This window comes from Falsihalocynthiibacter sp. S25ZX9 (assembly GCF_041205405.1).
Classification (GTDB): domain Bacteria; phylum Pseudomonadota; class Alphaproteobacteria; order Rhodobacterales; family Rhodobacteraceae; genus Falsihalocynthiibacter; species Falsihalocynthiibacter arcticus.
Genome location: NZ_JBGFCD010000003.1, coordinates 220,029 through 240,054, shown reverse-complemented (window position 1 = coordinate 240,054; position 20,026 = coordinate 220,029). Strand labels below are relative to the sequence as shown.

The window sequence follows — 20,026 nt, the reverse complement described above, 5'->3', positions numbered from 1 at the left end:
CATGGCGCGTAAACTTTCCGGATCTGCGAGTGGTGTGTTGTCCTATTTCACGCGTCACGCCACCGCAGCAAATCTCCTTTTGGTGGTCATGATTGCCCTTGGATTGGCCGCAGCACCCCGTATGCGTGCGCAGTTTTTCCCCGATATCGTCATTGATAACGTAAGCGTCTCGGTGCGATGGGAGGGGGCCGGATCAGAGGATGTGGACTCCGCGATTATCCAATTATTGGAGCCAGTGTTGCTGTCAGTGGAGGGGGTTGAAACCTCGACGTCGACATCAAGAGAAGGTAGTGCTTCGGTCTCGCTCGATTTTGAAGACGACTGGGACATGGCCCGCGCGACGGATGATGTTCAGTCCGCCGTGAATACGATTTCCAACCTCCCTGAGGGGGCTGACGATCCCGTTGTCCGGCGCGGTGCATGGCGCGATCGCGTCACGGATGTGGTTCTAACTGGGCCGGTAGACGCCGAGCAACTCGGGCGTTTGGCCGATGAATTCGTCGCACGCCTATTCGCTGAGGGCGTTACACGCGCAAGTATCCGCGGCCTTTCTGCGCCAGAAACCATCGTTGAGGTTACGGCGACCTCGCTGATTCAGAATGACCTTTCGATGGCTCAAATCGCTTCGGTCATTGCCGCAGAGGCCGCCGCTGATCCCGCAGGGGATGTTGAGGGTGCCAATATTCGGGTCCGCACGGGGGTCGCGAAAAAGAGCATTGATGAAATCTCATCCGTGGTGATTGAGAGCAAATCTGACGGCACCCAACTCACAGTGGGCGACGTGGCAACGATCACCACGTACGGCGTCGATCATGATCGGGCCTATTTTGTCGGTGACAATCCCGCAATTGTTGTCCGCGTGGATCGTTCGGCCCAAGGGGATGCAATCGGTATACAAAAACAGGTTGAGACGGTCGCCGCCGAGATGCGGACGGTGGTTCCACAGGGGGTGACCGTCGCCCTGATCAACACCCGCGCCGAGGCGATTACGGGGCGGTTAAACCTGTTGCTTGAGAATGGTTTGATGGGCCTCGCCCTCGTTGTTACACTGTTGTTTTTGTTCCTCAATGCACGCACAGCGATTTGGGTTGCCGCGGGTATTCCCGTCGCGATGTTGGCGGCGGTCGCGATCATGTATGCGGGTGGATTGACCTTCAACATGATCTCGCTATTTGCGTTGATTATCACGTTGGGCATCGTTGTGGATGACGCGATTGTTGTTGGCGAACATGCGGATTTTCGGGCGCGGCGTCTTGGGGAATCCCCTGTTGAGGCCGCAGAGAACGCCGCGCGGCGGATGGCTCCGCCTGTTTTTTCTGCAACCATCACGACGGTGATTGCCTTTTTCGGATTGGTGGCGATTGGCGGGCGGTTTGGCAGCTTGATTGCGGATATTCCGTTTACCGTTATCGCCGTTTTGATTGCGTCACTTGTTGAGTGCTTTTTGATCCTGCCCAATCACCTCAGCCATGCTCTGGCCCATTCCGGTAAAAAACATTGGTACGACGCGCCAAGTCGAGTGGTGAACCGTGGCTTTGGCTATGTACGCGATAATTTTTTCCGCCCGATGATGCGATTGGTGGTTCGCCTTCGCTATCCTGTGTTTGCGGCAGGCATCCTTTTGCTGGCGTCGCAGGCTGCGGTTTTTATCAGAGGCGATGTGCAATGGCGGTTTTTTAATGCGCCAGAACTTTCGACCATCACGGGGAATTTCGCCATGGTGGACGGTGCCACGCGCGACGACACCAAGGTGATGATGCAAGAAATGCAACGCGCTGTGGAGGTGCTGGGCACGCGGTACGAGGTCGAACATGGTACCAATCCTGTGGCCTATTCCCTCGCCGAAATTGGCGGGAATGCAGGGCGTGGATTTTCTGGGGTCGAGTCTAAGGATTCATCGCTTTTGGGGGCAATTTCCGTCGAACTCATCGACGCGGATCTGCGCCCTTACAGCAGCTTTACCTTCCTCGCCGATTTGCAGGACGAGATGGTTCAAACACCTCGCACCGAACTTGTGAGCTTTAGAGGCGGGCGGTCAGGCCCAGGTGGTGATGCGCTGGATGTTCAGTTTTATGGCGCCTCTGCGGTGACCCTCAAAGAGGCCGCGGAAGCCTTGAAAACCGCGCTCATCTCTTTCCCTGAAGTCTCGGCGCTTGAAGATACGCTGTCTTATGACAAGGAAGAACTCATTCTTGAGTTGACCCCACAAGGCCAGTCACTTGGCTTTGCCATCGATGATCTGGGGCGCATTTTGCGCGACCGTTTAAATGGTATTGAGGCGGCGACCTATCCAGACGGACCTCGGAGCGCAATAATCCGCGTGGAACTTCCAAAAGGGGAGCTTGGTGCGGACTTCTTGGAACAGTCCTACCTGCGGGCCGAAAGCGGTAGTTATGTGCCTTTGGGAGATATTGTAACGGTAAAACGCCAGACTGGTTTTTCGACCGTGCGGCGCGAAAATGGCCTGCGCGTTGTCACGGTGACGGGGGATATCTCCGACGATGATCCTGCGCGGGCTGTGGCTATCTCGGCGCAATTGCGCGATGAAATTCTACCGCAAATTGAGTCCGACTTCGGGGTTGGGTGGAATCAATCTGGCTTGGATGAACAGGGTCGCGATTTTCTGAATGATGCGTTTCTGGGTTTGATTTTGTGCCTGACGGGCATCTACCTCGTGTTGGCTTGGGTGTTCTCGAGTTGGACGCGCCCGATTGTTGTGATGGCGATTATTCCCTTCGGCCTCGTGGGGACGATTTATGGCCATGCTGTATGGGATGTGCCACTGTCGATGTTCTCGGTTGTGGGGCTGATAGGGATGACGGGCATTATCATCAACGACTCGATCGTTCTGATCACAACGATTGACGAATACGCCGATGAGCGCGGTTTGTTTCCTGCGATTGTTGATGGGGTTGCAGATCGATTGCGGCCAGTGATGCTCACGACACTGACAACCGTTTTGGGCCTCTCGCCGTTGTTGTTTGAAACCTCAAGCCAAGCGCAATTCCTGAAACCAACGGTGATTACATTGGTGTATGGGCTCGGATTTGGCATGGTGCTTGTTTTGTTGGTTGTGCCGTCTTTGGTCGCCATTCAGAGCGACACCGCGCGCCACGTTGCGGCGTTTAAACGCGCGATCCGGTTTCCTGTGGGTGGGGCCGTTGCGTCTTGGAGCGTGGCTATTTTGGTGGGGTTGTCCGCTGTGATTTTTGCTGCCACTTTGGGGGCCGCTCTCCTGACGGGCGCGCTTTGGGCGCCTTTGCTTGCGGCCGTTCCTAGACTCGCAGATGGACCCGTTATGCCAACGGCTTTTGGGGTGTTTGTCGCGGGAATTTTGCTGGCTACTTTGGCAGTTTACCTCATTGGCGCGGTGGTTATGGCGCGGCAAGTTAATCGCAAACTAGCTGGGTGATCGACAGCCGATAAACTCTACCATATCGCTCTCGCCCAGAACCGTGAGGCGCAGATCACTGCGTTGTAGCCCTGTCGGGAGGCCTGTGTCGCTAGCAAGGGATGTTTCCACACTGAGGGTGTTTCCATTGCGTGAAACGCGGGTCGGACTCACCCAGAGTGATTGATTGCTGTGTTCAACGACGGCAATTTCCTGCCCTTTGAGGGGGGGGAGTTTCGCTGTGATCCGCACTCCCATGCCCGCGGCACTGGGGATAAAATCACATGTCGCGGTTGTATTGGATGCGCGCGCACCTTGTGAGAGGGCGTGTTTGATCGCTTCGGTTCCCACGGCCCCATTTGCGGGCAGGTCAGCATCAAACGAAAGCTGTACGGGAATGCAGACATCCGCACAGACTCCGATCTGAATTTCACCCGCAAGGCGCGTAGGTGCGCTTGGGTTTTTGAGGGTCACTGTCATCGGCACAATGACTTGATCGTGGTACACAAATGATTGCAAACCGAATTTTGTTTCGGCTTTGGGGCGTGGCCAAGAAAAAGAAATCCCCGAGATATTCTCGCTTTGCGTCAGGCTAAATTGCGGGGGAATTCCGGCTTCACCCGGCACACGCCAATAGGTCACCCAATCTGGTGCAAGCGCGATTTTCATTGCCGCGATTTGGGTGCCATCCTGCGCCCGCCACCCCGTTAGTATTTCCAACGAAACCATTTTGTCGCCATCCAAGCTAGATTGTGCGGAGCCTTGAGACGCCGCTGACGTAAGGGCAAGGACCGCAGAGAAAAACGCACGACGAAAGAGGGAAAAATGTTTCATATAACCAGATATAGGGCACACCCCCTTTTTGGAAAATCACATTTCAGCGAAAACACCGTGACTGCGCCATTTAATCCACTTGAAACGCGCCAACTTTCTAAGCAAACTAACCAGATGATAAGTGTGACGGAAAGCTTAAGCGGTAAACTTCTGATTGCGATGCCCGGAATGGGGGATACGCGATTTGACCACAGTGTTGTGTACCTCTGTGCCCATTCCTCCGAGGGCGCGATGGGGATCATCGTTAACAAGCCTTCCTTTAACGTGAAATTTGACACGCTGATAGACCAACTCGGGATTGCTCCCAGTGATCGTGGCGAAGACATTCATGTGCATTTTGGCGGTCCTGTTGAACACGCGCGCGGATTTGTGCTGCACTCTAATGATTACGATGGCGGCGAAACGACCCTTCAAGTGGATCAAAATTTTGGAATGACCGCCACGCTAAATATTCTTGAGGATCTATGTACTGGCAATGGTCCGCAAAGTGCTTTGTTAGCCTTGGGGTATGCGGGATGGGGACCGGGGCAGTTAGAGAATGAAATCCTCGCCAACGGATGGTTGACCTCAGATGCGGACCCAGACGTGGTTTTTGAAGCAGACAACATGGAAAAATGGGAAGCGGCTCTTGCCAAGCTTGGGGTGAGTCCGTTGATGCTGTCTTCGGTGTCTGGCAACGCTTAACGCGGGGCGGCAGCGCGGCGCAGGCGGTCGTTTATCGCTTGTCCAAGTCCAACTTCTGGTATCGGTGCGAAGGCGATTTTTTCGGCATTTAAGGCGTTGGCTTGATGCAAGATATCAAACAAATTCGCCGCCGCCTCATGCAAGTCCCCACTGTGGGAAAGCGTAAGGTCAGCGTCTTTGGTTGCGCCAAACCCAATTAAAACCTCGCCCGCAAGTTTTCCGGTCGCATTTAGGCGCACTGGTGCGCTGGGCGCATAGTGGCTCAAAAGTTGGCCCGGTGCAGAAATCTCGCCCTTTTTTGCGTCGGCGAGGTCGTGCCCGAGGCACTGTTCGATCGCTTCTTTGGGCAGCCCACCGTGCCGTAAAAGGGTTGGGGCCGCGACGCATCCAACAATCGTACTTTCGAGGCCAACTTCGCAGGAGCCGCCGTCTAAAATCGCGTCGATACGTCCCGATAGGCCGTCCACAACATGCGCCGCAGTTGTGGGGCTGATCTTGCCTGAGGGGTTCGCAGAGGGGGCGGCGACGGGGCCTTGGAAGGTTTGCAAAAGATCATGCGCCAAAGGAGCCGCAGGGACGCGCAACCCAACGGAGCCAAGCCCCGCCGTGACCAAGCTCGACAGCCCTGCATCCGCGCGCAGAGGTACAACAAGCGTGAGTGGGCCGGGCCAAAAGGCCTGTGCAAGCGCGCGTGCATCCTCATTAAACACCCCGTATTTTTCGGCCGCCTCAAGGGAGGCGACGTGGACGATCAGCGGATTGAACTGGGGCCGTCCTTTGGCGTGGAAAATACCCGCAACTGCCGCGCTATTGCGCGCATCGGCGCCAAGCCCGTAAACCGTTTCGGTCGGAAAGGCGCAAAGCCCTCCGTGCGTCAAGATTTTCGCTGCTTGATTGACGCCGTCTGGCGTTTCTGGGAGGAGAAGGGTTTGAATAACAAGTCTTTCTGACGTGGCGTTTTTATTGATGGTCGCGCGGGATGTACTAGGTTCGATCTTGAATTCACAAGACATAACGGCGTCGGGCGTTTTTGCCAAGCTGTTGAACGGAGGCCAAATGCCCTATCGCGCGCCGACTGCTGATTTTCAGTTTATTTTCGACAATATTGTGGGCCTTGAGCAAACATACGCAACCGGGAAGTTCGCCGAAGCGACGCCCGATGTTGTGGAAGCGATTCTCCTCGAGGCGGGTAAATTATGCGACGATGTGATTGCGCCGTTGAATCGGATTGGGGATTTGGAACCTGCACGCCTTGAGAATGGTGTCGTGCGTACATCAACTGGTTTCGCAGAAGGCTATGCCGCGATTGCCGAAGGTGGCTGGATTGGCGCGGCGGCCTCGGAGGAGTTTGGCGGTATGGGCCTGCCGTTTGCGGTTTTGACCGCCGTGAACGACATGATGTCGGGCGCGTGTTTGGCGCTTCAGTTGAATCCATTGCTTACCCAAGGGCAAATCGAAGCGCTGGAACATCACGCCAGCGACACCATCAAAGCCCTCTACCTCCCCAAGCTGATTTCCGGCGAATGGAGTGGCACGATGAACCTGACTGAATCTGCGGCGGGAAGCGATGTTGGCGCTTTGTCGACCAAAGCCGTGGCTATGGGCGACGGCGAATATGCCATTACAGGCGAGAAAATATACATCAGCTGGGCCGACAATGATTTTACCCAAAACGTCTGTCATCTCGTTTTGGCACGTTTGCCGGATGCTCCTGCAGGGACGCGCGGGATTAGCCTGTTTATGGTGCCTAAGCTGATACCCGATGAAAACGGTGTGCCTGGGATAGCGAATACGCTGAAGGTTGTGTCGCTTGAGCATAAAACAGGTTTGCACGGTTCGCCGACCGCCGTTTTGAGTTTTGATGGCGCGAAAGGCTGGATCGTCGGGCAGGAAAATGGCGGCATGAAAGCCATGTTCACCATGATGAACAACGCCCGTTTGGGAGTTGCTGTTGAGGGCATCGGGGTTGCGGAAGCGGCGTTCCAACATGCTTTGGCCTATGCCGTTGAGCGCAAGCAAGGTCGCACACCTGTTGAAGGGGGCCGCGGCACAATCGTGGAGCACGCGGATGTGCGCCGGATGCTTGCCACAATGAAATCACAAGTGTTTGCGGCCCGTTCCATCGCCCTGTCTTGCGCGGTTGCGATCGACATGGGGAATGCGACGGGCGAGGCGGATTGGCGCGATCGGGCGGCCTTTTTGACCCCTATTTCCAAGGCCTATGGCACGGACGTCGGGATCGAAGTTTCGACGATGGGCGTTCAGGTACACGGCGGCATGGGCTATGTCGAGGAAACGGGCGCGGGGCAATTTACCCGCGATGTGCGCGTCACCGCGATTTACGAAGGCACGAACGGCATTCAGGCGATGGACCTTGTGGCCCGCAAAATGATGGATGGCGGCGACGCGGCCTTCCGTTTGCTCGAAGAAGTTGAAAATAACGCCGAGTCCGCCCGTGGCCAGTTCCCGCAAATGGCAGGTGCGGTTTGGGCTTCCGCCGAGACCCTGCGAGAAGCAACGGAATGGCTTGTCGCCCAAGATGATATGAGTGACCGTTTCGCGGGGGCTGTCCCTTTCCTGAAGGCTTTCGCGCTTGTTTTAGGCAGTCATGCTCACCTTAAAGCGGCGATGGCGGAGGAGGGCGAAGGCCCGCGTACACGCCTTGCGCGCTTCTATGTGAAACGATTGCTACCCGAGCATGTGGCCCTGCTTCAGCATGTCCGCGAAGGGAAAAAGGACCTCTTTGCGATCACCGCCGAGGACCTTGGAGCGTGAACGCGCAGGGGCGTCAAATCGCGACTGGAATCAGATATCCGTTTGAAACGCCGCCTGCTGAGGGGGCGGCAATTACGGTTGCGCCGGGGGTGTTATGGATGCGCCTGCCTTTGCCGATGAAGCTGGATCACGTGAACGTCTATGCCTTTGACGACGGGGAAAGCTGGACGATTGTTGACACAGGGTTTGATACAAAAAGAACCCGCGAGATTTGGCGAGACTTGATGGCGGGGCCCTTGGAAGGTAAACCCGTGGCGCGCCTTTTGGTGACCCATCATCACCCCGACCATGTGGGGCTTGCGGGGTGGTTCCAAACGGAATGCGGTACAGAATTGATCACTACACGCACGGCGTGGCTGTCCGCGCGCATGTTAACGCTTGATAATCAGGAGCTTCCAACCGAGGAAAACCTGACGTTTTGGCGGCAGGCGGGGATGGAAGCCGCGACCTATGCGAAACGCTCCCAAGAACGTCCGTTTAATTTTGCCGATATCGTCACGCCAATGCCGGTTGGGTACACGCGTATCCAAGAAGGGGACACGTTGGAAATTGGCGGGCGAATGTGGGATGTGCGTATCGGCAATGGCCATGCGCCGGAGCATGCGTGTCTGTTTAGTCGCGACGATGATTTGGTGATCGGGGGCGATCAACTCCTGCCGTCAATCTCACCTAATATTGGTGTTTATGCCACCGAACCGATGGCCGACCCTCTCGGTGAGTGGCTTGAAGCGTGCGAACGTTTGAGCGCCTATGCGCGCGCGGACCAGTTCATTTTGGGCGGGCACAAGCTGCCTTATACGGGCCTTCCTACGCGGCTTAAGCAATTGATAAAAAACCATCATAGTGGTTTGGAGCGTTTGTTGGACTTCCTTGAAACCCCCAAAACGGCACATGAATGTTTCCCTCCGCTGTATAAACGAACAATCGGCGAGGGCGAATACGGGCTTGCATTGGTTGAAGCAATCGCGCACGTAAATCACCTATACTTGGCGGGGAAAGTTACCCGATCAGCCCGCGAAAACGACGCGTGGGAGTATTGCGTGAAGGAGAATTTCGATGGACGGGAAAATTAAAACAACTGCTGAAGCTGTAGAAGCAGAAGCCTTGCCGCGCGCGCATGTGGTGCATTGTGGCCCCAATCCACCTAAAACAATTGAGCAGAAGCCGGTGCCAAAGGGCGTATCGAAAACCCCAATGGGGCAAAAAACACCCGCTCACTGGGCCTATGAGCGCTTGATTATGTATATCAAAAACTTCGAAGAGCAGCTCGACAATGAGCACGAAGTGGCCATGGGATTTGTTGGTGGCGACGCAGGGGTGTTGCGAATTGAGGGGCTTGGCTATTATGATCCTGATATCATTACATTCTATGGAACCGAAACTTCGGGTGCCAAAACGCAATTGATCCAACATGTATCTCAACTCTCGGTCATGCTCCGCGCCCTTCCCAAGCTGAAGGCTGCCGCCGCGCCAAATAGAATTGGCTTTCGATTGGCGGCAGATTTAGAAGAAGGCGCCAAGTGAATGTCAGAGGGTGACATGCCGCTCTGAATCGTTTAATTGGTCGATAATCATGACATGTGACACAAAAAAGGAATAACCAGATGGCCGAACATAAGCACGGTGAAGCGGACGTTGAAGTTCAAGAAAACACCTTTGCCGGATTTATTAAATTGGTGACTTGGGGAGGCGGAATTTCGATCGGGATTCTGATCTTTTTAGCGCTTTTCAACACATAAGTGCAGACTCAAAACGGCGGCTCATGGGCCGCCGTTTGTACGTATTTTAAGGCCCATTCGCTCTAGTTAAGTAAGTAGAGCGAAAGATACAGCGCAATGCCGCCGCAAAAGAACGCGGCGAGGAAATTCTTGCTGAAATACCCCACCGAGAGCGTGACACCAGCCGCGATTAAACGTGCGGGATCAAGATCGCCGCCCGTGGCGTTGGGCCAAAGAACCAGCGGAGCCACAAGCCCGGGCATCACGGCAACAGGTGTATAACGCAAATGGCGCAGCAACCATTCTGGTAATTCACGCCCGCCAATGAGGCCAAGGAACGAGAAGCGGATTAAGTAGGTTCCGAGCCCCAAACCAACGATGATGAACCAAATATTTGCGTCCGAATAGGTCATGTGGCGTTCCTTTTCATCCAGACTTCAATTTGCGCGCCTACGATCATGGCAGCAAAGGCGGCGACCAACAGGCCGGTTCCCGCGGGCATAAAGCCCAGAAGCAACGAGAGGATGATGGAAACTACCGCTGCGGCCACATGGGCTGCTGTGCGCAACATTGGGGCGACCATGGCCAAAAACGTGATGGGAACCGCGAAATCCAAGGCGAACGCGGGCGGGATTTCCGAGCCGACCTTTGCCCCGACGAAGGTGAAAATATACCAAACAGGCGTGAGGAGGGTCATTGTCCCAGCAAAATACGCAAACCGCTCTGGGACGCTCATTTTCGGGCGCTTTTCGTATTCCGAGATGCTGACAGAATATCCCTGATCCACCAACAAATAGCTGACGGTTGCGCGTTGCCATAGGGGGGCTTTGCCAAGGTAAGGCACAAGTGACGCGGAATACATTGTCATCCGCAAGTTGACCGCGAGGCTGGTCAGAAGCACGATAATTGTGGGGGCGTTTTCATCCATCAAGGAGACGGCCGTGAATTGCGCCGCCCCCGCGATCACCAAAATGGAGAAGGACATGACATGGAGGATGTCCAACCCGCTCTCGGTCGCGACGACGCCAAAAAGCAATGCAAACGGCGCGCCGACGACGAGAAAAGGCGATCCGTCGCGAAGACCACGCCAAAACGCGGATTTGATGGTGGAGTTGGGCATGGACTGGCTCTAAGCTATCGGAAAATTAAGCTAAACCTATAGAGGGACGGTCTGTGGCAACAACCCCAAATATTGTACCAATGTTGATTGCGCCGGATCCGGAGCGCGTAGGCTTGACCCGCAAAGTCGTGGGATTTGATCAGGCCGGATTGCCTGTGGAAATCGATGTCGTCGAGGAACGACCGTTAACGATTTACCTCAACAGTCAAGAGATCGTTACGGCCATGACAATTGGTGATTACCCCGATTATTTGGCACTTGGGTTTCTGCGTAATCAGGGGATGTTGAACGCGGATGATGTTGTGACGGGCGTCGATTATGATGAGGACTTGCAGGTCGTCGTTGTACGTACAGAACGCAAGACCGACTATGAGGAAAAAATGCGCAAGAAGACCCGCACAAGTGGCTGTGCCGTGGGGACCGTATTTGGCGATATGATGGAGGGGCTGGAGGCGCTTGAGTTGCCCAAAGTCGAGGTGAGGACGAGTTGGCTCTATGCCTTGGCGGACAGTATTAATCGCATGCCAAGCCTGTATTTGACGGCTGGAGCCATTCATGGAACGGTGCTGTGCCATCAGGATAAGCCGTTGGTTTATATGGAAGATGTTGGGCGGCACAACGCCGTGGATAAGGTTGCAGGGTGGATTTTTTCCACGGGGGCCGATCCGTCGGACAAAATTATGTACACGACGGGACGTCTTACCAGCGAGATGGTTATTAAGTGCGCGCAAATGGGCATTCCAACCCTTGTGTCGCGTTCGGGATTTACCGCTTGGGGTGTTGAGATTGCACAGTCGATTGGGCTTACTTTGATCGGGCGCATGCGTGGGCAACGCTTTACGTGTTTGTCGGGGGAAGAGCGCCTTATTCGGGATGTAAAACCCGTGATGCGCAACAAGGAGGCGGCGAAATGAAAGCACCATTAGGCGTGATTTTGGCGGGCGGGGAATCGCGGAGAATGGGGGGCGGGGACAAGTGTTTGACCCACCTTGGTGACGTGCCATTGTTGACGCATGTGATTGAGCGTCTCGAGCCTCAAGTTGCCGAACTTTCCCTCAATGCGAATGGCGACCCGGTTCGGTTTTCGGCGTTCAACCTCACGATTCTCGGCGACACGATTGAGGGCTTTGCTGGGCCATTGGCGGGGGTGCTTGCGGGGCTAGATTGGGCCGCATTGCAGGGGGCGGATCATATCGTTACCGCCGCCGCCGACACACCATTTTTCCCTGCGGACATTGTACCAAGACTGTTGCTCGCGTCGGAAACCGAAAACTTGCCGATTGCGATGGCGGCGACACCAAATGAAACGGGCAAAGTGATGTTGCATCCGGTTTTCGGGCTTTGGCCGGTTGCCCTGCGGGAGGATTTGCGTGCAGCGCTAAGCGGTGGAGTGCGCAAAGTCATCCTTTGGGCCGATGTGCACGGAGTGGCAAAGGCCGTTTTCCCAACCGACCCGTTTGATCCCTTTTTTAACGTGAATACCCCAGGAGATTTGGCACAAGCGCGTGCATTTTTGGCGGCCAGCGCATGAGGGTTTTTGGAATCACGGGTTGGAAAAACAACGGCAAAACGGGCCTGATGGAGCGACTGATCGCCGAGATTACACGGCGGGGGTTCTCAGTTTCCACGACCAAACACGCCCATCATCGGTTTGATATCGATCAGGAAGGCAAAGACAGCCATCGGCACCGAACCGCAGGCGCAAAGCAGGTGCTGCTTTCATCGTCCCAACGCTGGGCGTTGATGGACGAATTACGTGGAGAACAGGAGCCGGACCTCGCGGTACATTTGGCGCGACTAGATACTGTTGATTTGGTTTTGGTTGAAGGGTTTAAGGCGTCACCCCACCCCAAAATAGAAGTGCATCGCGCGGAGGTGGCGCGGGAGGCGCTCATTTGCCTAAAGGATGCGAGCATTGTTGGCGTGGCTTCAGATCAACCGCAGAATTTGCACCTCCCTGTTTTCGATTTGGACGACACGGCAGGGATAGCGGATTTTATTCTAGCACATGTCGGACTAGGGGGCAGCGTGGTTCCCCCGCTCAAAGACGATTGCTTTGCCTTGCCAGAAGGAATGCATTGGACGCCGGTTCAGGAGGCATTGGACCGCTTGAAGGGGCAGTTATCAACGGTGGTTGGCGTTGAGAAAATTCCGTTGGACGCAGCTTTGGGGCGCATTTTGGCTTTGGATCAAGTGGCTTTGCGGGCCAATCCGCCCGCGGCAAACTCGGCGGTTGATGGGTATGGGTTTTCCAATTCTCGCGGTGCGGGTTTTCAAGAATTGCAAGTGCTGGACGGGCGTGCCGCTGCGGGTGCCCCGTATGAGGGATCTGTCGCGGCGGGTCAGGCCGTGCGCATTTTGACGGGGGCAGTTTTGCCCGCCGGAGTGGATAGTGTGGTGATGCAAGAAGACGTCACTTTCGAACGGGGCACGATCAGATTTAACGGTCCACTCAAGCCTCGGGCGAATACACGTCGCGCAGGCGAGGACGTGGATAAAGGCGAAGTCATTTTGCGCGCGGGGCAAAAATTGTCCGCGCCCGAGATCGCCATTCTGGCAGCGACAGGCACACAGAATGTTAAGGTTTTTCAGCAGCTGCGTGTTGGTGTACTTTCGACGGGGGACGAGATTGTCACGCCGGGGATTACGCAAAATCCGTCGGCAACCTATGATGCCAATCGCCCGATGTTGTTGTCGCTGGCGGCGGCATGGGGCCACGTTGCCGTGGACCTTGGGCATGTGGAGGATAATCGTGTTGTGCTTGAGGCCGCGTTGGATGCTGCGGCCTCCCAAGTCGATGTTGTTTTTACCTCAGGCGGCGCGTCGGGGGGGGATGAGGATCATGTGGGGGCCCTTTTGGCCGAGAAAGGTGCACTGCAAACTTGGCGCATTGCGATAAAACCTGGGCGGCCATTGGCGTTGGCGCTGTGGAAGGGCGTGCCGGTTTTTGGCCTTCCAGGCAACCCTGTAGCGGCCTTTGTTTGCGCCTTGATTTTTGCGCGTCCGTCGCTGGCCGTTTTGTCTGGGGCGGAATGGGTTGTGCCGCTTGGCTTTAATGTTCCGGCGGCGTTTTCCAAACGAAAGAAACCTGGTAGGCGGGAGTTTTTGCGTGCGCGTTTGGCGGAGGATGGACGGGTTGAAGCTTTTGCCTCGGAAGGGTCAGGGCGGATATCTGGGCTGAGCTGGGCGAATGGATTGATCGAACTTTCAGAAGATCAGACCGAAATCAAAGAGGGTTCGCCCGTTCGGTTTTTACCATTTTCGGGTTTTGGAATTTAGTCGAAGGTACCCGAGACGCGGCCCAAAAGCATAAATGCCCGCGCGGTTCTTGTATCAGTAATTTCGGCGATTTCCATGTCGGTGGCGTCGGCCTCAAAGACGGAAAAGGTTTTGTCGAACTGGCGCAAAAAATGATGTGACGTGTCGCGGAAAATGGGGTCCTGACGCATACGTCCCGCAGTTAACGCCAAGCAAGACCGATCCCGAATGCCGCCAATAACCGCCACTGTCCGACCACGTTCCCCATTGGCAAACTGGCGCCAGATGTCGGGGCGCGCCCGATCCGGGCGCAGGTCGTCCATGTAAATCCCGTCTTGACTGAGCAGGGTCAAAACGTCTTGTGCGGACTGGATGAGGCGGGAGGCTTCGCGATCTTTGAGGGCACGACGCAGGGCGGCGAAACCTTCTTTGTCCTCGGCATTTTCGGGGAAATTCACGGCCCGAATAAAATCAGCTTTGGACAAGGGCGGCGCGATGTCCTCAGAGGATGTGCCGAGGGCCAACGTTGGTTGCGCGTCATAGGATTGTCGGGCAGTGGTCAGGGTCGCAGACTTGATCAACATTGGGGCAGGCGCACTCGCTGGGCGAGATGTGGCAAAGGTTGCGATCGTGGATTCGGTTTGTCGCTGCGCGGAAACGATCTGGTCCAATTTCTCAACCACGGACGGAATATTGGCCAGCGTGACGCTCTGCTGTTGGGCAACATAGCTAAGGCGCATGGCGTCGATTGAAGCTTGGAGGCGCGCACCCTCGTCGCGGATGGTCCGCGCGCTGCGCGCTGATAAAACACCTACCCAAACAACCGCGACGGGCAGGAAAACGGCTACCAAAGTCATGATAAACCGCAACGACTCAAGTTGAGCTGCTGCGGTGTCGCCTTGAGACATCAAGACAATAGCTGCAACGCCGACCATCCATACAGCCGACAACGCGACAGCAAGCTTTTCTGGTCTCGAAAGGCCCGCTGCTGTGGCGCGTTGGGAGCTAACTCCCAAGTCCAGTGTCTCTTGTTTTTCGGTACCCGCCATGGAGAACTTTCCGCTTTGGTATTACTGAAAGACGATTTTCAGGATTTCGTAATCACGTGTCCCACCAGGAGCGTTAAAAACAATACTGTCGCCTTCTTCCTTGCCGATGAGGGCGCGAGCGAGCGGGGATTTAATGTTGAGAAGGCCTTTTTCAAGGTTCGCCTCCGGCTCCCCAACGATCTGGTAAGTTTTTTCCTCGTCCGTGTCTTCGTCCACAATTGTGACGGTGGCACCGAATTTAATCGTGCCCGACAAGGCGGCAACATTGATGACTTCGGCAAGCGAAATTATGGCCTCAAGTTCTTTGACACGGCCTTCAATAAAACTATGTTTTTCGCGGGCGGAGTGGTACTCGGCGTTTTCAGAAAGATCACCGTGCTCACGCGCTTCGGCAATCGCACTAATTATGAGCGGCCGTTCAACAGTTTTCAATTTCTTTAATTCTACTTCAAGCCGAGAGAACCCAGCTTGGGTCATTGGTATTTTTTCCATGGGTGCCCTATGTGAATGAATGGGTTATTGGCAACACATACTTGTTAATTCAAGCTTGGCATAAAAAGTCAATAGTGCGTCAGCAGAAGTACCACTAATAACGAACGAAAAATAGTATTTAAAACAGGCAGTTTAGTGCGAGTATATTTCTATCTAGTTGCGGGCCATTTATTTGCGGGCTTTGCGATCGTTTGGTTTTTCACGGATGTTCCGCTCGAGATCTACAGAAATTTTTGGCATGAAGTTTTACTGGCACCCCTAAGCCTCTTGCTTGATGGAAGTTGGGCTTTTCTGGGAATTATTGTTTTCGGGCTTATTTTTGCACGAGACCTGTTGCGCGAGCGGTTGCCGTTAGCGTTTGTCGTCGGAATTCTCGCTGGAATTCAACACTTGGTGTTTACCCTTATCAAGACAACGATGGTAAATATTAGTCCATTTTATGCTGATCCATTCTTGATTGAGGTCGACGAGCTTCTTTCTTTTGGCAGGACACCGTGGGAGCTGACGCACCAATTTCAGGCCTATATCCCTGAAGCTTTGACAACCTTTATTTACCTGAAAGTTTGGCTGGCAATCGGCGTCATTTTTCCAGTAATTTTGCTGGTTGTGGACAGTAATAAAGAGCGGGTGGGCCGATTTTTAATTTTGTACTTCGCATCTTGGGTTGTGCTTGGGAATGTAATCGCGCTCGTTTTCATGTCCTGTGGTCCGATCTTCTTTGACCGCGTTTACGGTGGAAATGACTTTGCGCCGCTGCTCGAAGCCCTCAATACTTCGGGGACAATGGGCGGAGCTGTGGGTTTCATTCAGGAATACTTGTGGGAAAATTATGTGGAGGGAAATCAGCACCTCGGGACGGGAATTTCCGCCTTCCCAAGCGTTCACATCGGAGTTGCAACAATGTTTGCGCTTTATATTTACGAGCGCTTCCCCAAAACATTGCCCATTTGCATCGCCTTCGTACTCACCTATTTGTTTTTGTCGGTTTTTCTGGGGTGGCATTACGTGGTGGACGGATATGTTTCGATCCTGTTCATCGTCCTGCTTTGGAAATTTTTGCTATGGCAATCGCGCAAAACTGGCGAAGTCGTGGTTTAGTCCATGAAATTTTTGTGGTCGTTGCCGATCATTCCGTTGCTTGGGCGCGGTTTAACGTGGTGTCACGATTGACCCTTTTCCCTCTCACGGGTATCGCTAAAAGCGAGAGAGCAAGAATGTGAGGCGCCTTAGGGGTGCGGGAAGGGATGAAATGGCCGATATTGAACGCGAATCCATGGAGTATGATGTTGTGATTGTTGGCGCGGGACCTGCGGGTCTGTCAGCGGCAATCAGGCTCAAGCAATTGGACGCAGATCTTAACGTTGTTGTGTTGGAAAAAGGCAGCGAAGTCGGGGCTCATATTCTTTCGGGCGCGGTTTTAGACCCAGCAGGCTTAAACGCATTGATCCCCGACTGGAAAGAACGCGGCGCGCCGATCACGGTTCCGGTCAAAAAGGACAACTTCCTGTTTTTGGGCGAAGCAGGCTCCGTCCGTATTCCTAATTTCCTCATGCCACCCTTGATGAACAATCATGGCAATTACATTGTTTCGATGGCGAACGTGTGCCGCTGGCTGGCGGAGCAGGCCGAAGAGTTGGGCGTCGAAATTTTCCCCGGCATGGCGTGTTCGCAATTGATTTACGGCGAGAACGACGAACTCGTGGGTGTTGTTGCAGGCGAATTTGGCAAAAACCCCGATGGCTCCATTGGCAGTGATTACGAACCCGGAATGGAGTTGCATGGGAAGTATGTTTTCCTTTCGGAAGGTGCGCGTGGCAGTCTCTCAAAGGAAATTATCGCGAAATACGACCTCGCCAAAGACTCCGATGTGGCAAAATTCGGTCTTGGCATGAAGGAAATCTGGGAGGTTGACCCCGCCCTGCACCGCGAAGGCACCGTCACCCATACAATGGGTTGGCCGCTTAACGGCAACGCGGGCGGTGGCTCGTTTATCTATCACTTGGAAAATAAACAAGTTTACGTCGGCTTTGTTGTGCACTTGAATTACGTAAACCCCTATGTTTTCCCCTATATGGAATTCCAACGGTTCAAGCACCATCCTGAAATCGCAAAACTTCTCAAAGGTGGCCGTCGCGTGGCTTATGGCGCACGGGTGATTTCCGAAGGCGGCTATCAGTCGATGCCCAAGGCCGTTTTCCCAGGCGGCGCGCTTTTGGGATGTTCTGTCGGGCTGGTGAATTTGCCGCGCATCAAGGGCAATCATAACGCCATGTTCTCTGGGAAATTCGCCGCTGAAGCTGCTTTTGATGCGATCAAAGGCGGGCGTTCGGGCGACGAGTTAACTGAATACAACGCCGAATTGCACACTGGCGTCATCGCAAAGGACCTTAAGAAAGTGCGCAACGTGAAGCCGCTTTGGTCAAAATTTGGCCTGATCGCTTCGCTGACACTTGGCGGGTTTGATATGTGGACCAATACGCTTTTCGGGCTTTCCCTTTTTGGGACACTAAAGCACGGAAAGAATGATGCGGAGGCCACAGGACTTGCGGCGGATCACAAAGAAATCGCCTATCCAAAACCGGATGGAACGCTCTCTTTTGATCGCCTCACAAACGTGAGTTTTTCGGCGACCAACCATGAGGAAAGCCAACCAAGCCACTTGCACTTGGCCGATCCAAGCCTGCCAATTTCGGTGAACTTACCGAAATACGCAGAGCCTGCCCAAAGATACTGTCCGGCGGGGGTCTATGAGGTGATCGAGGACGCAAACACAGGCCCCAGATTCCAAGTGAACTTCCAAAACTGTGTCCATTGCAAAACTTGTGACATCAAAGACCCGAGCCAAAATATCACGTGGGTAACTCCCCAAGGCGGCGACGGGCCTAACTACCCAAATATGTGAGCAATTATTCTCACAAGACTGTGCGGAGGCCGTTGATTGCGCGCCTCCGCATTGCGTTGCGGCATGTGAATGTTTAAGTTCAGGGTAACGCAACGAATTGTCAAAGGCCTGATTGTTTGAAACACTCCTTTTTGCGCACCGCGCTTCTCTCCACCGCTCTGTTTTTCTCTGGTTTTTCGGCGCAATCCGAAGGACTTTCTGGAGCCTATCTTGCCGCCAGAAGCGCCAGTACCGCCGCTGATTTTGAGGAAGCCGTCGTGTATTTTACACGCGCCCTCGCGCTGGACCCCGACAACACTTTCCTGTTGAATAACGCTGCGGCGTCTTTCCTGTCCTTAGGGCAAATCGAAAGTGCGATCCCGATTGCGACGACCCTCGAAGAGCAAGGTATTCATTCACAAATAGCGGACCTTGTTTTGACGATAGAGGAGATCAGAAACGGCGAGTACGACACCGTTTCCAAGCGCATTAAAGATGGCGCTGATCTTGGCCCCGTTCTAACGCAACTCATTGATGCATGGGCAGAACTTGGCAGTGGTAAAATGTCGGTTGCGCTCGAGAAGTTTGATGCGCTTGAGGCACAACCCAGCTTTGAGGGTATAGCGAACTTCCATAGAGCCTTGGCACTCGGCTCAGTGGGCGACTACGGCGCAGCACTAGAAGTATTTGAAAGCATTGAGGAAAAAGGCTTTTCGCATACACGTTCAACCCTGATTGCCTATGTGGAAATTTTGAGCCAAATGGAGCGGAATGACGACGCGCTCGTAGCGCTTGGGAAGGCCTATAATCTTGGGGATGCGGACCCTGAGTTCGCCGATCTTTATGCACGTTTAGAAAACGGTGAAACGCTTGCGTTTACTGCCGCTCCATCGGCCCGTGAAGGCGTAGCCCAAGCGGCGTTTACCCTTGCTGAAATCTTGTCGGTTGAAGGCACGCCTGACCAAACGATCCTTTATTCCCGTATGGCAGAAATTCTGGACCCCAGTTTTATTCCAGCGGTATTGCTCACGGCTGAAATGCTAGAAGGATTGGAGCAATTTGACTTAGCGACCAAGGCGTACGCAAAAGTGCCCACCGACCATCCTTCGTTCCATCTGGCCGAAATTGGCCGCGCAGAAACTTTAAGGCGGGCCGGAAAGCCAGAGGCTGCGGTCGAAGTATTGCGTACCCTGTCTAAAAACCGCCCAGAATTGCCAGCTGTCCTGATCGGGCTGGGTGATCTATTGCGCAGCCAAGAGGAGTATTTGGGCGCGATTGAGGCTTATGACGGGGCCTTGGAGCTCTTTCCTGAGATTACACCGAACTTGTGGTTTGTGTTCTATTCTCGTGGAATTTCGCACGAACGCTCGCAGGATTGGGAAAAGGCTGAGGCTGACTTCCGTCAAGCATTGGCACTCTACCCAGATCAACCTCAAGTGCTGAATTATCTCGGATACTCGATGGTTGAGAAAAACGAAAACCTCGATGAAGCTCTTGAAATGATTGAAAAAGCCGTGGAGGCGCGCCCCGAAGATGGCTATATAATAGATTCTCTCGCGTGGGCCTATTACAAGCTCGGACGCTATGAAGAGGCAGCCGAATTGATGGAAAAGGCTGCGCAATTAGAACCCGTAGATCCCGTTGTAAGCGATCATTTGGGCGACGCGCTTTGGATGGTTGACCGCAAGATTGAAGCCGAATTTCAATGGCGTCGGGCACTGTCGTTTGAACCCGAAGAAAAGGATGCCGATCGCATCCGTCGCAAACTAGAAGTCGGATTGGACGAGGTCTTGGCGGATGAAGAAATTGCGACCGAAGACTAGG

At 54.2% G+C, this 20,026-nt stretch carries 18 protein-coding genes; 12 read left to right on the top strand and 6 right to left on the bottom strand.

Translation table 11 applies throughout. The features are described 5' to 3' along the window. Nucleotide 1: 1 nt before the first annotated feature. Complete coding sequence (locus AB9F29_RS05300; protein WP_369754846.1) at nt 2–3,412, top strand: efflux RND transporter permease subunit; 3,411 nt, start codon at nt 2–4, stop codon at nt 3,410–3,412. Here the strand turns inward: AB9F29_RS05300 and AB9F29_RS05295 are convergent. Further along, nucleotides 3,401–4,225, bottom strand: a complete 825-nt coding sequence (locus tag AB9F29_RS05295; RefSeq protein WP_369754845.1) for a protein-disulfide reductase DsbD domain-containing protein — start codon at nt 4,223–4,225, stop codon at nt 3,401–3,403. The genes AB9F29_RS05300 and AB9F29_RS05295 overlap by 12 nt on opposite strands. A gap of 114 nt (nt 4,226–4,339) precedes the next feature. On the opposite strand from AB9F29_RS05295, the gene AB9F29_RS05290 reads away from it, so the two are divergent. Further along, nucleotides 4,340–4,909, top strand: coding sequence for a YqgE/AlgH family protein (locus AB9F29_RS05290; protein ID WP_369754923.1), 570 nt, complete (start codon nt 4,340–4,342; stop codon nt 4,907–4,909). Here the strand turns inward: AB9F29_RS05290 and AB9F29_RS05285 are convergent. Next, a complete protein-coding gene (locus AB9F29_RS05285) occupies nt 4,906–5,922 on the bottom strand; it encodes an L-threonylcarbamoyladenylate synthase (protein WP_369754844.1) in 1,017 nt (338 codons plus the stop codon). The two genes, AB9F29_RS05290 and AB9F29_RS05285, sit on opposite strands and share 4 nt — an antisense overlap. 43 nt (nt 5,923–5,965) lie before the next feature. Between AB9F29_RS05285 and AB9F29_RS05280 the strand changes: the two genes are divergently transcribed. The 4 genes from AB9F29_RS05280 to AB9F29_RS05265 all read left to right on the top strand — a co-directional run bounded on the left by AB9F29_RS05280 (nt 5,966) and on the right by AB9F29_RS05265 (nt 9,423). Continuing rightward, nucleotides 5,966–7,684 carry an acyl-CoA dehydrogenase gene (locus AB9F29_RS05280; protein ID WP_369754922.1) on the top strand — a complete coding sequence of 573 codons (1,719 nt, stop codon included), beginning with the start codon at nt 5,966–5,968 and terminating at the stop codon, nt 7,682–7,684. Next, nucleotides 7,681–8,757, top strand: coding sequence for an MBL fold metallo-hydrolase (locus AB9F29_RS05275; RefSeq protein ID WP_369754843.1), 1,077 nt, complete (start codon nt 7,681–7,683; stop codon nt 8,755–8,757). Before AB9F29_RS05280 ends, AB9F29_RS05275 begins: the two co-directional genes overlap by 4 nt. Next, nucleotides 8,741–9,208, top strand: coding sequence for a DUF6173 family protein (locus tag AB9F29_RS05270; RefSeq protein ID WP_335583816.1), 468 nt, complete (start codon nt 8,741–8,743; stop codon nt 9,206–9,208). The genes AB9F29_RS05275 and AB9F29_RS05270 overlap by 17 nt, the downstream gene beginning before the upstream one ends. Nucleotides 9,209–9,288: 80 nt before the next feature. Next, nucleotides 9,289–9,423, top strand: coding sequence for an aa3-type cytochrome c oxidase subunit IV (locus AB9F29_RS05265; RefSeq protein ID WP_039001785.1), 135 nt, complete (start codon nt 9,289–9,291; stop codon nt 9,421–9,423). 62 nt (nt 9,424–9,485) lie between these two features. On the opposite strand, the gene AB9F29_RS05260 is transcribed toward AB9F29_RS05265, so the two are convergent. Both AB9F29_RS05260 and AB9F29_RS05255 read right to left on the bottom strand, forming a co-directional pair. Beyond that, complete coding sequence (locus AB9F29_RS05260) at nt 9,486–9,815, bottom strand: AzlD domain-containing protein (protein ID WP_039001786.1); 330 nt, start codon at nt 9,813–9,815, stop codon at nt 9,486–9,488. Then, nucleotides 9,812–10,522 (bottom strand): AzlC family ABC transporter permease, encoded by a 711-nt coding sequence (locus tag AB9F29_RS05255; RefSeq protein ID WP_335583815.1) that lies wholly within the window; start codon nt 10,520–10,522, stop codon nt 9,812–9,814. Before AB9F29_RS05255 ends, AB9F29_RS05260 begins: the two co-directional genes overlap by 4 nt. Before the next feature lie 80 nt (nt 10,523–10,602). On the opposite strand from AB9F29_RS05255, the gene AB9F29_RS05250 reads away from it, so the two are divergent. The 3 genes from AB9F29_RS05250 to AB9F29_RS05240 are packed head-to-tail and all read left to right on the top strand — an operon-like array spanning nt 10,603 to nt 13,801. After that, nucleotides 10,603–11,436 carry a formate dehydrogenase accessory sulfurtransferase FdhD gene (locus tag AB9F29_RS05250; RefSeq protein WP_369754921.1) on the top strand — a complete coding sequence of 278 codons (834 nt, stop codon included), beginning with the start codon at nt 10,603–10,605 and terminating at the stop codon, nt 11,434–11,436. Next, on the top strand, nt 11,433–12,053 hold the full coding sequence (mobA, locus tag AB9F29_RS05245; RefSeq protein ID WP_369754842.1) for a molybdenum cofactor guanylyltransferase MobA: 621 nt from the start codon (nt 11,433–11,435) through the stop codon (nt 12,051–12,053). The genes AB9F29_RS05250 and mobA overlap by 4 nt, the downstream gene beginning before the upstream one ends. Further along, complete coding sequence (locus tag AB9F29_RS05240) at nt 12,050–13,801, top strand: bifunctional molybdopterin-guanine dinucleotide biosynthesis adaptor protein MobB/molybdopterin molybdotransferase MoeA (RefSeq protein ID WP_369754841.1); 1,752 nt, start codon at nt 12,050–12,052, stop codon at nt 13,799–13,801. Before mobA ends, AB9F29_RS05240 begins: the two co-directional genes overlap by 4 nt. Here the strand turns inward: AB9F29_RS05240 and AB9F29_RS05235 are convergent. Beyond that, nucleotides 13,798–14,829, bottom strand: a complete 1,032-nt coding sequence (locus AB9F29_RS05235) for a hypothetical protein (protein ID WP_335583812.1) — start codon at nt 14,827–14,829, stop codon at nt 13,798–13,800. The genes AB9F29_RS05240 and AB9F29_RS05235 overlap by 4 nt on opposite strands. Nucleotides 14,830–14,850: 21 nt before the next feature. After that, the gene (greA, locus tag AB9F29_RS05230; protein ID WP_335583811.1) at nt 14,851–15,321 is read right to left on the bottom strand and encodes a transcription elongation factor GreA; all 471 of its coding nucleotides are present in this window, start codon (nt 15,319–15,321) and stop codon (nt 14,851–14,853) included. A 111-nt stretch (nt 15,322–15,432) separates the two neighbouring features. Here greA and AB9F29_RS05225 point away from each other — a divergent pair, with 111 nt between their 5' ends. From AB9F29_RS05225 to AB9F29_RS05215, 3 genes are all read left to right on the top strand, one after another. Continuing rightward, on the top strand, nt 15,433–16,419 hold the full coding sequence (locus AB9F29_RS05225; protein ID WP_369754920.1) for a phosphatase PAP2 family protein: 987 nt from the start codon (nt 15,433–15,435) through the stop codon (nt 16,417–16,419). A gap of 151 nt (nt 16,420–16,570) precedes the next feature. Beyond that, complete coding sequence (locus tag AB9F29_RS05220) at nt 16,571–18,223, top strand: electron transfer flavoprotein-ubiquinone oxidoreductase (protein WP_369754840.1); 1,653 nt, start codon at nt 16,571–16,573, stop codon at nt 18,221–18,223. A 116-nt stretch (nt 18,224–18,339) separates the two neighbouring features. Continuing rightward, on the top strand, nt 18,340–20,025 hold the full coding sequence (locus tag AB9F29_RS05215; protein WP_369754839.1) for a tetratricopeptide repeat protein: 1,686 nt from the start codon (nt 18,340–18,342) through the stop codon (nt 20,023–20,025). Nucleotide 20,026 lies beyond the last annotated feature (1 nt).

Coding starts and splice junctions, on each gene's coding strand:
- AB9F29_RS05280 (WP_369754922.1), top strand. CDS start 5,966: ATGCCCTATCGCGCGCCGACTGCTGATTTTCAGTTTATTTTCGACAAT.
- AB9F29_RS05285 (WP_369754844.1), bottom strand. CDS start 5,922: ATGTCTTGTGAATTCAAGATCGAACCTAGTACATCCCGCGCGACCATC.
- AB9F29_RS05220 (WP_369754840.1), top strand. CDS start 16,571: ATGGCCGATATTGAACGCGAATCCATGGAGTATGATGTTGTGATTGTT.
- AB9F29_RS05250 (WP_369754921.1), top strand. CDS start 10,603: ATGTTGATTGCGCCGGATCCGGAGCGCGTAGGCTTGACCCGCAAAGTC.
- mobA (WP_369754842.1), top strand. CDS start 11,433: ATGAAAGCACCATTAGGCGTGATTTTGGCGGGCGGGGAATCGCGGAGA.
- greA (WP_335583811.1), bottom strand. CDS start 15,321: ATGGAAAAAATACCAATGACCCAAGCTGGGTTCTCTCGGCTTGAAGTA.
- AB9F29_RS05260 (WP_039001786.1), bottom strand. CDS start 9,815: ATGACCTATTCGGACGCAAATATTTGGTTCATCATCGTTGGTTTGGGG.
- AB9F29_RS05295 (WP_369754845.1), bottom strand. CDS start 4,225: ATGAAACATTTTTCCCTCTTTCGTCGTGCGTTTTTCTCTGCGGTCCTT.
- AB9F29_RS05235 (WP_335583812.1), bottom strand. CDS start 14,829: ATGGCGGGTACCGAAAAACAAGAGACACTGGACTTGGGAGTTAGCTCC.
- AB9F29_RS05240 (WP_369754841.1), top strand. CDS start 12,050: ATGAGGGTTTTTGGAATCACGGGTTGGAAAAACAACGGCAAAACGGGC.
- AB9F29_RS05300 (WP_369754846.1), top strand. CDS start 2: ATGGCGCGTAAACTTTCCGGATCTGCGAGTGGTGTGTTGTCCTATTTC.
- AB9F29_RS05265 (WP_039001785.1), top strand. CDS start 9,289: ATGGCCGAACATAAGCACGGTGAAGCGGACGTTGAAGTTCAAGAAAAC.
- AB9F29_RS05255 (WP_335583815.1), bottom strand. CDS start 10,522: ATGCCCAACTCCACCATCAAATCCGCGTTTTGGCGTGGTCTTCGCGAC.
- AB9F29_RS05270 (WP_335583816.1), top strand. CDS start 8,741: ATGGACGGGAAAATTAAAACAACTGCTGAAGCTGTAGAAGCAGAAGCC.
- AB9F29_RS05290 (WP_369754923.1), top strand. CDS start 4,340: ATGATAAGTGTGACGGAAAGCTTAAGCGGTAAACTTCTGATTGCGATG.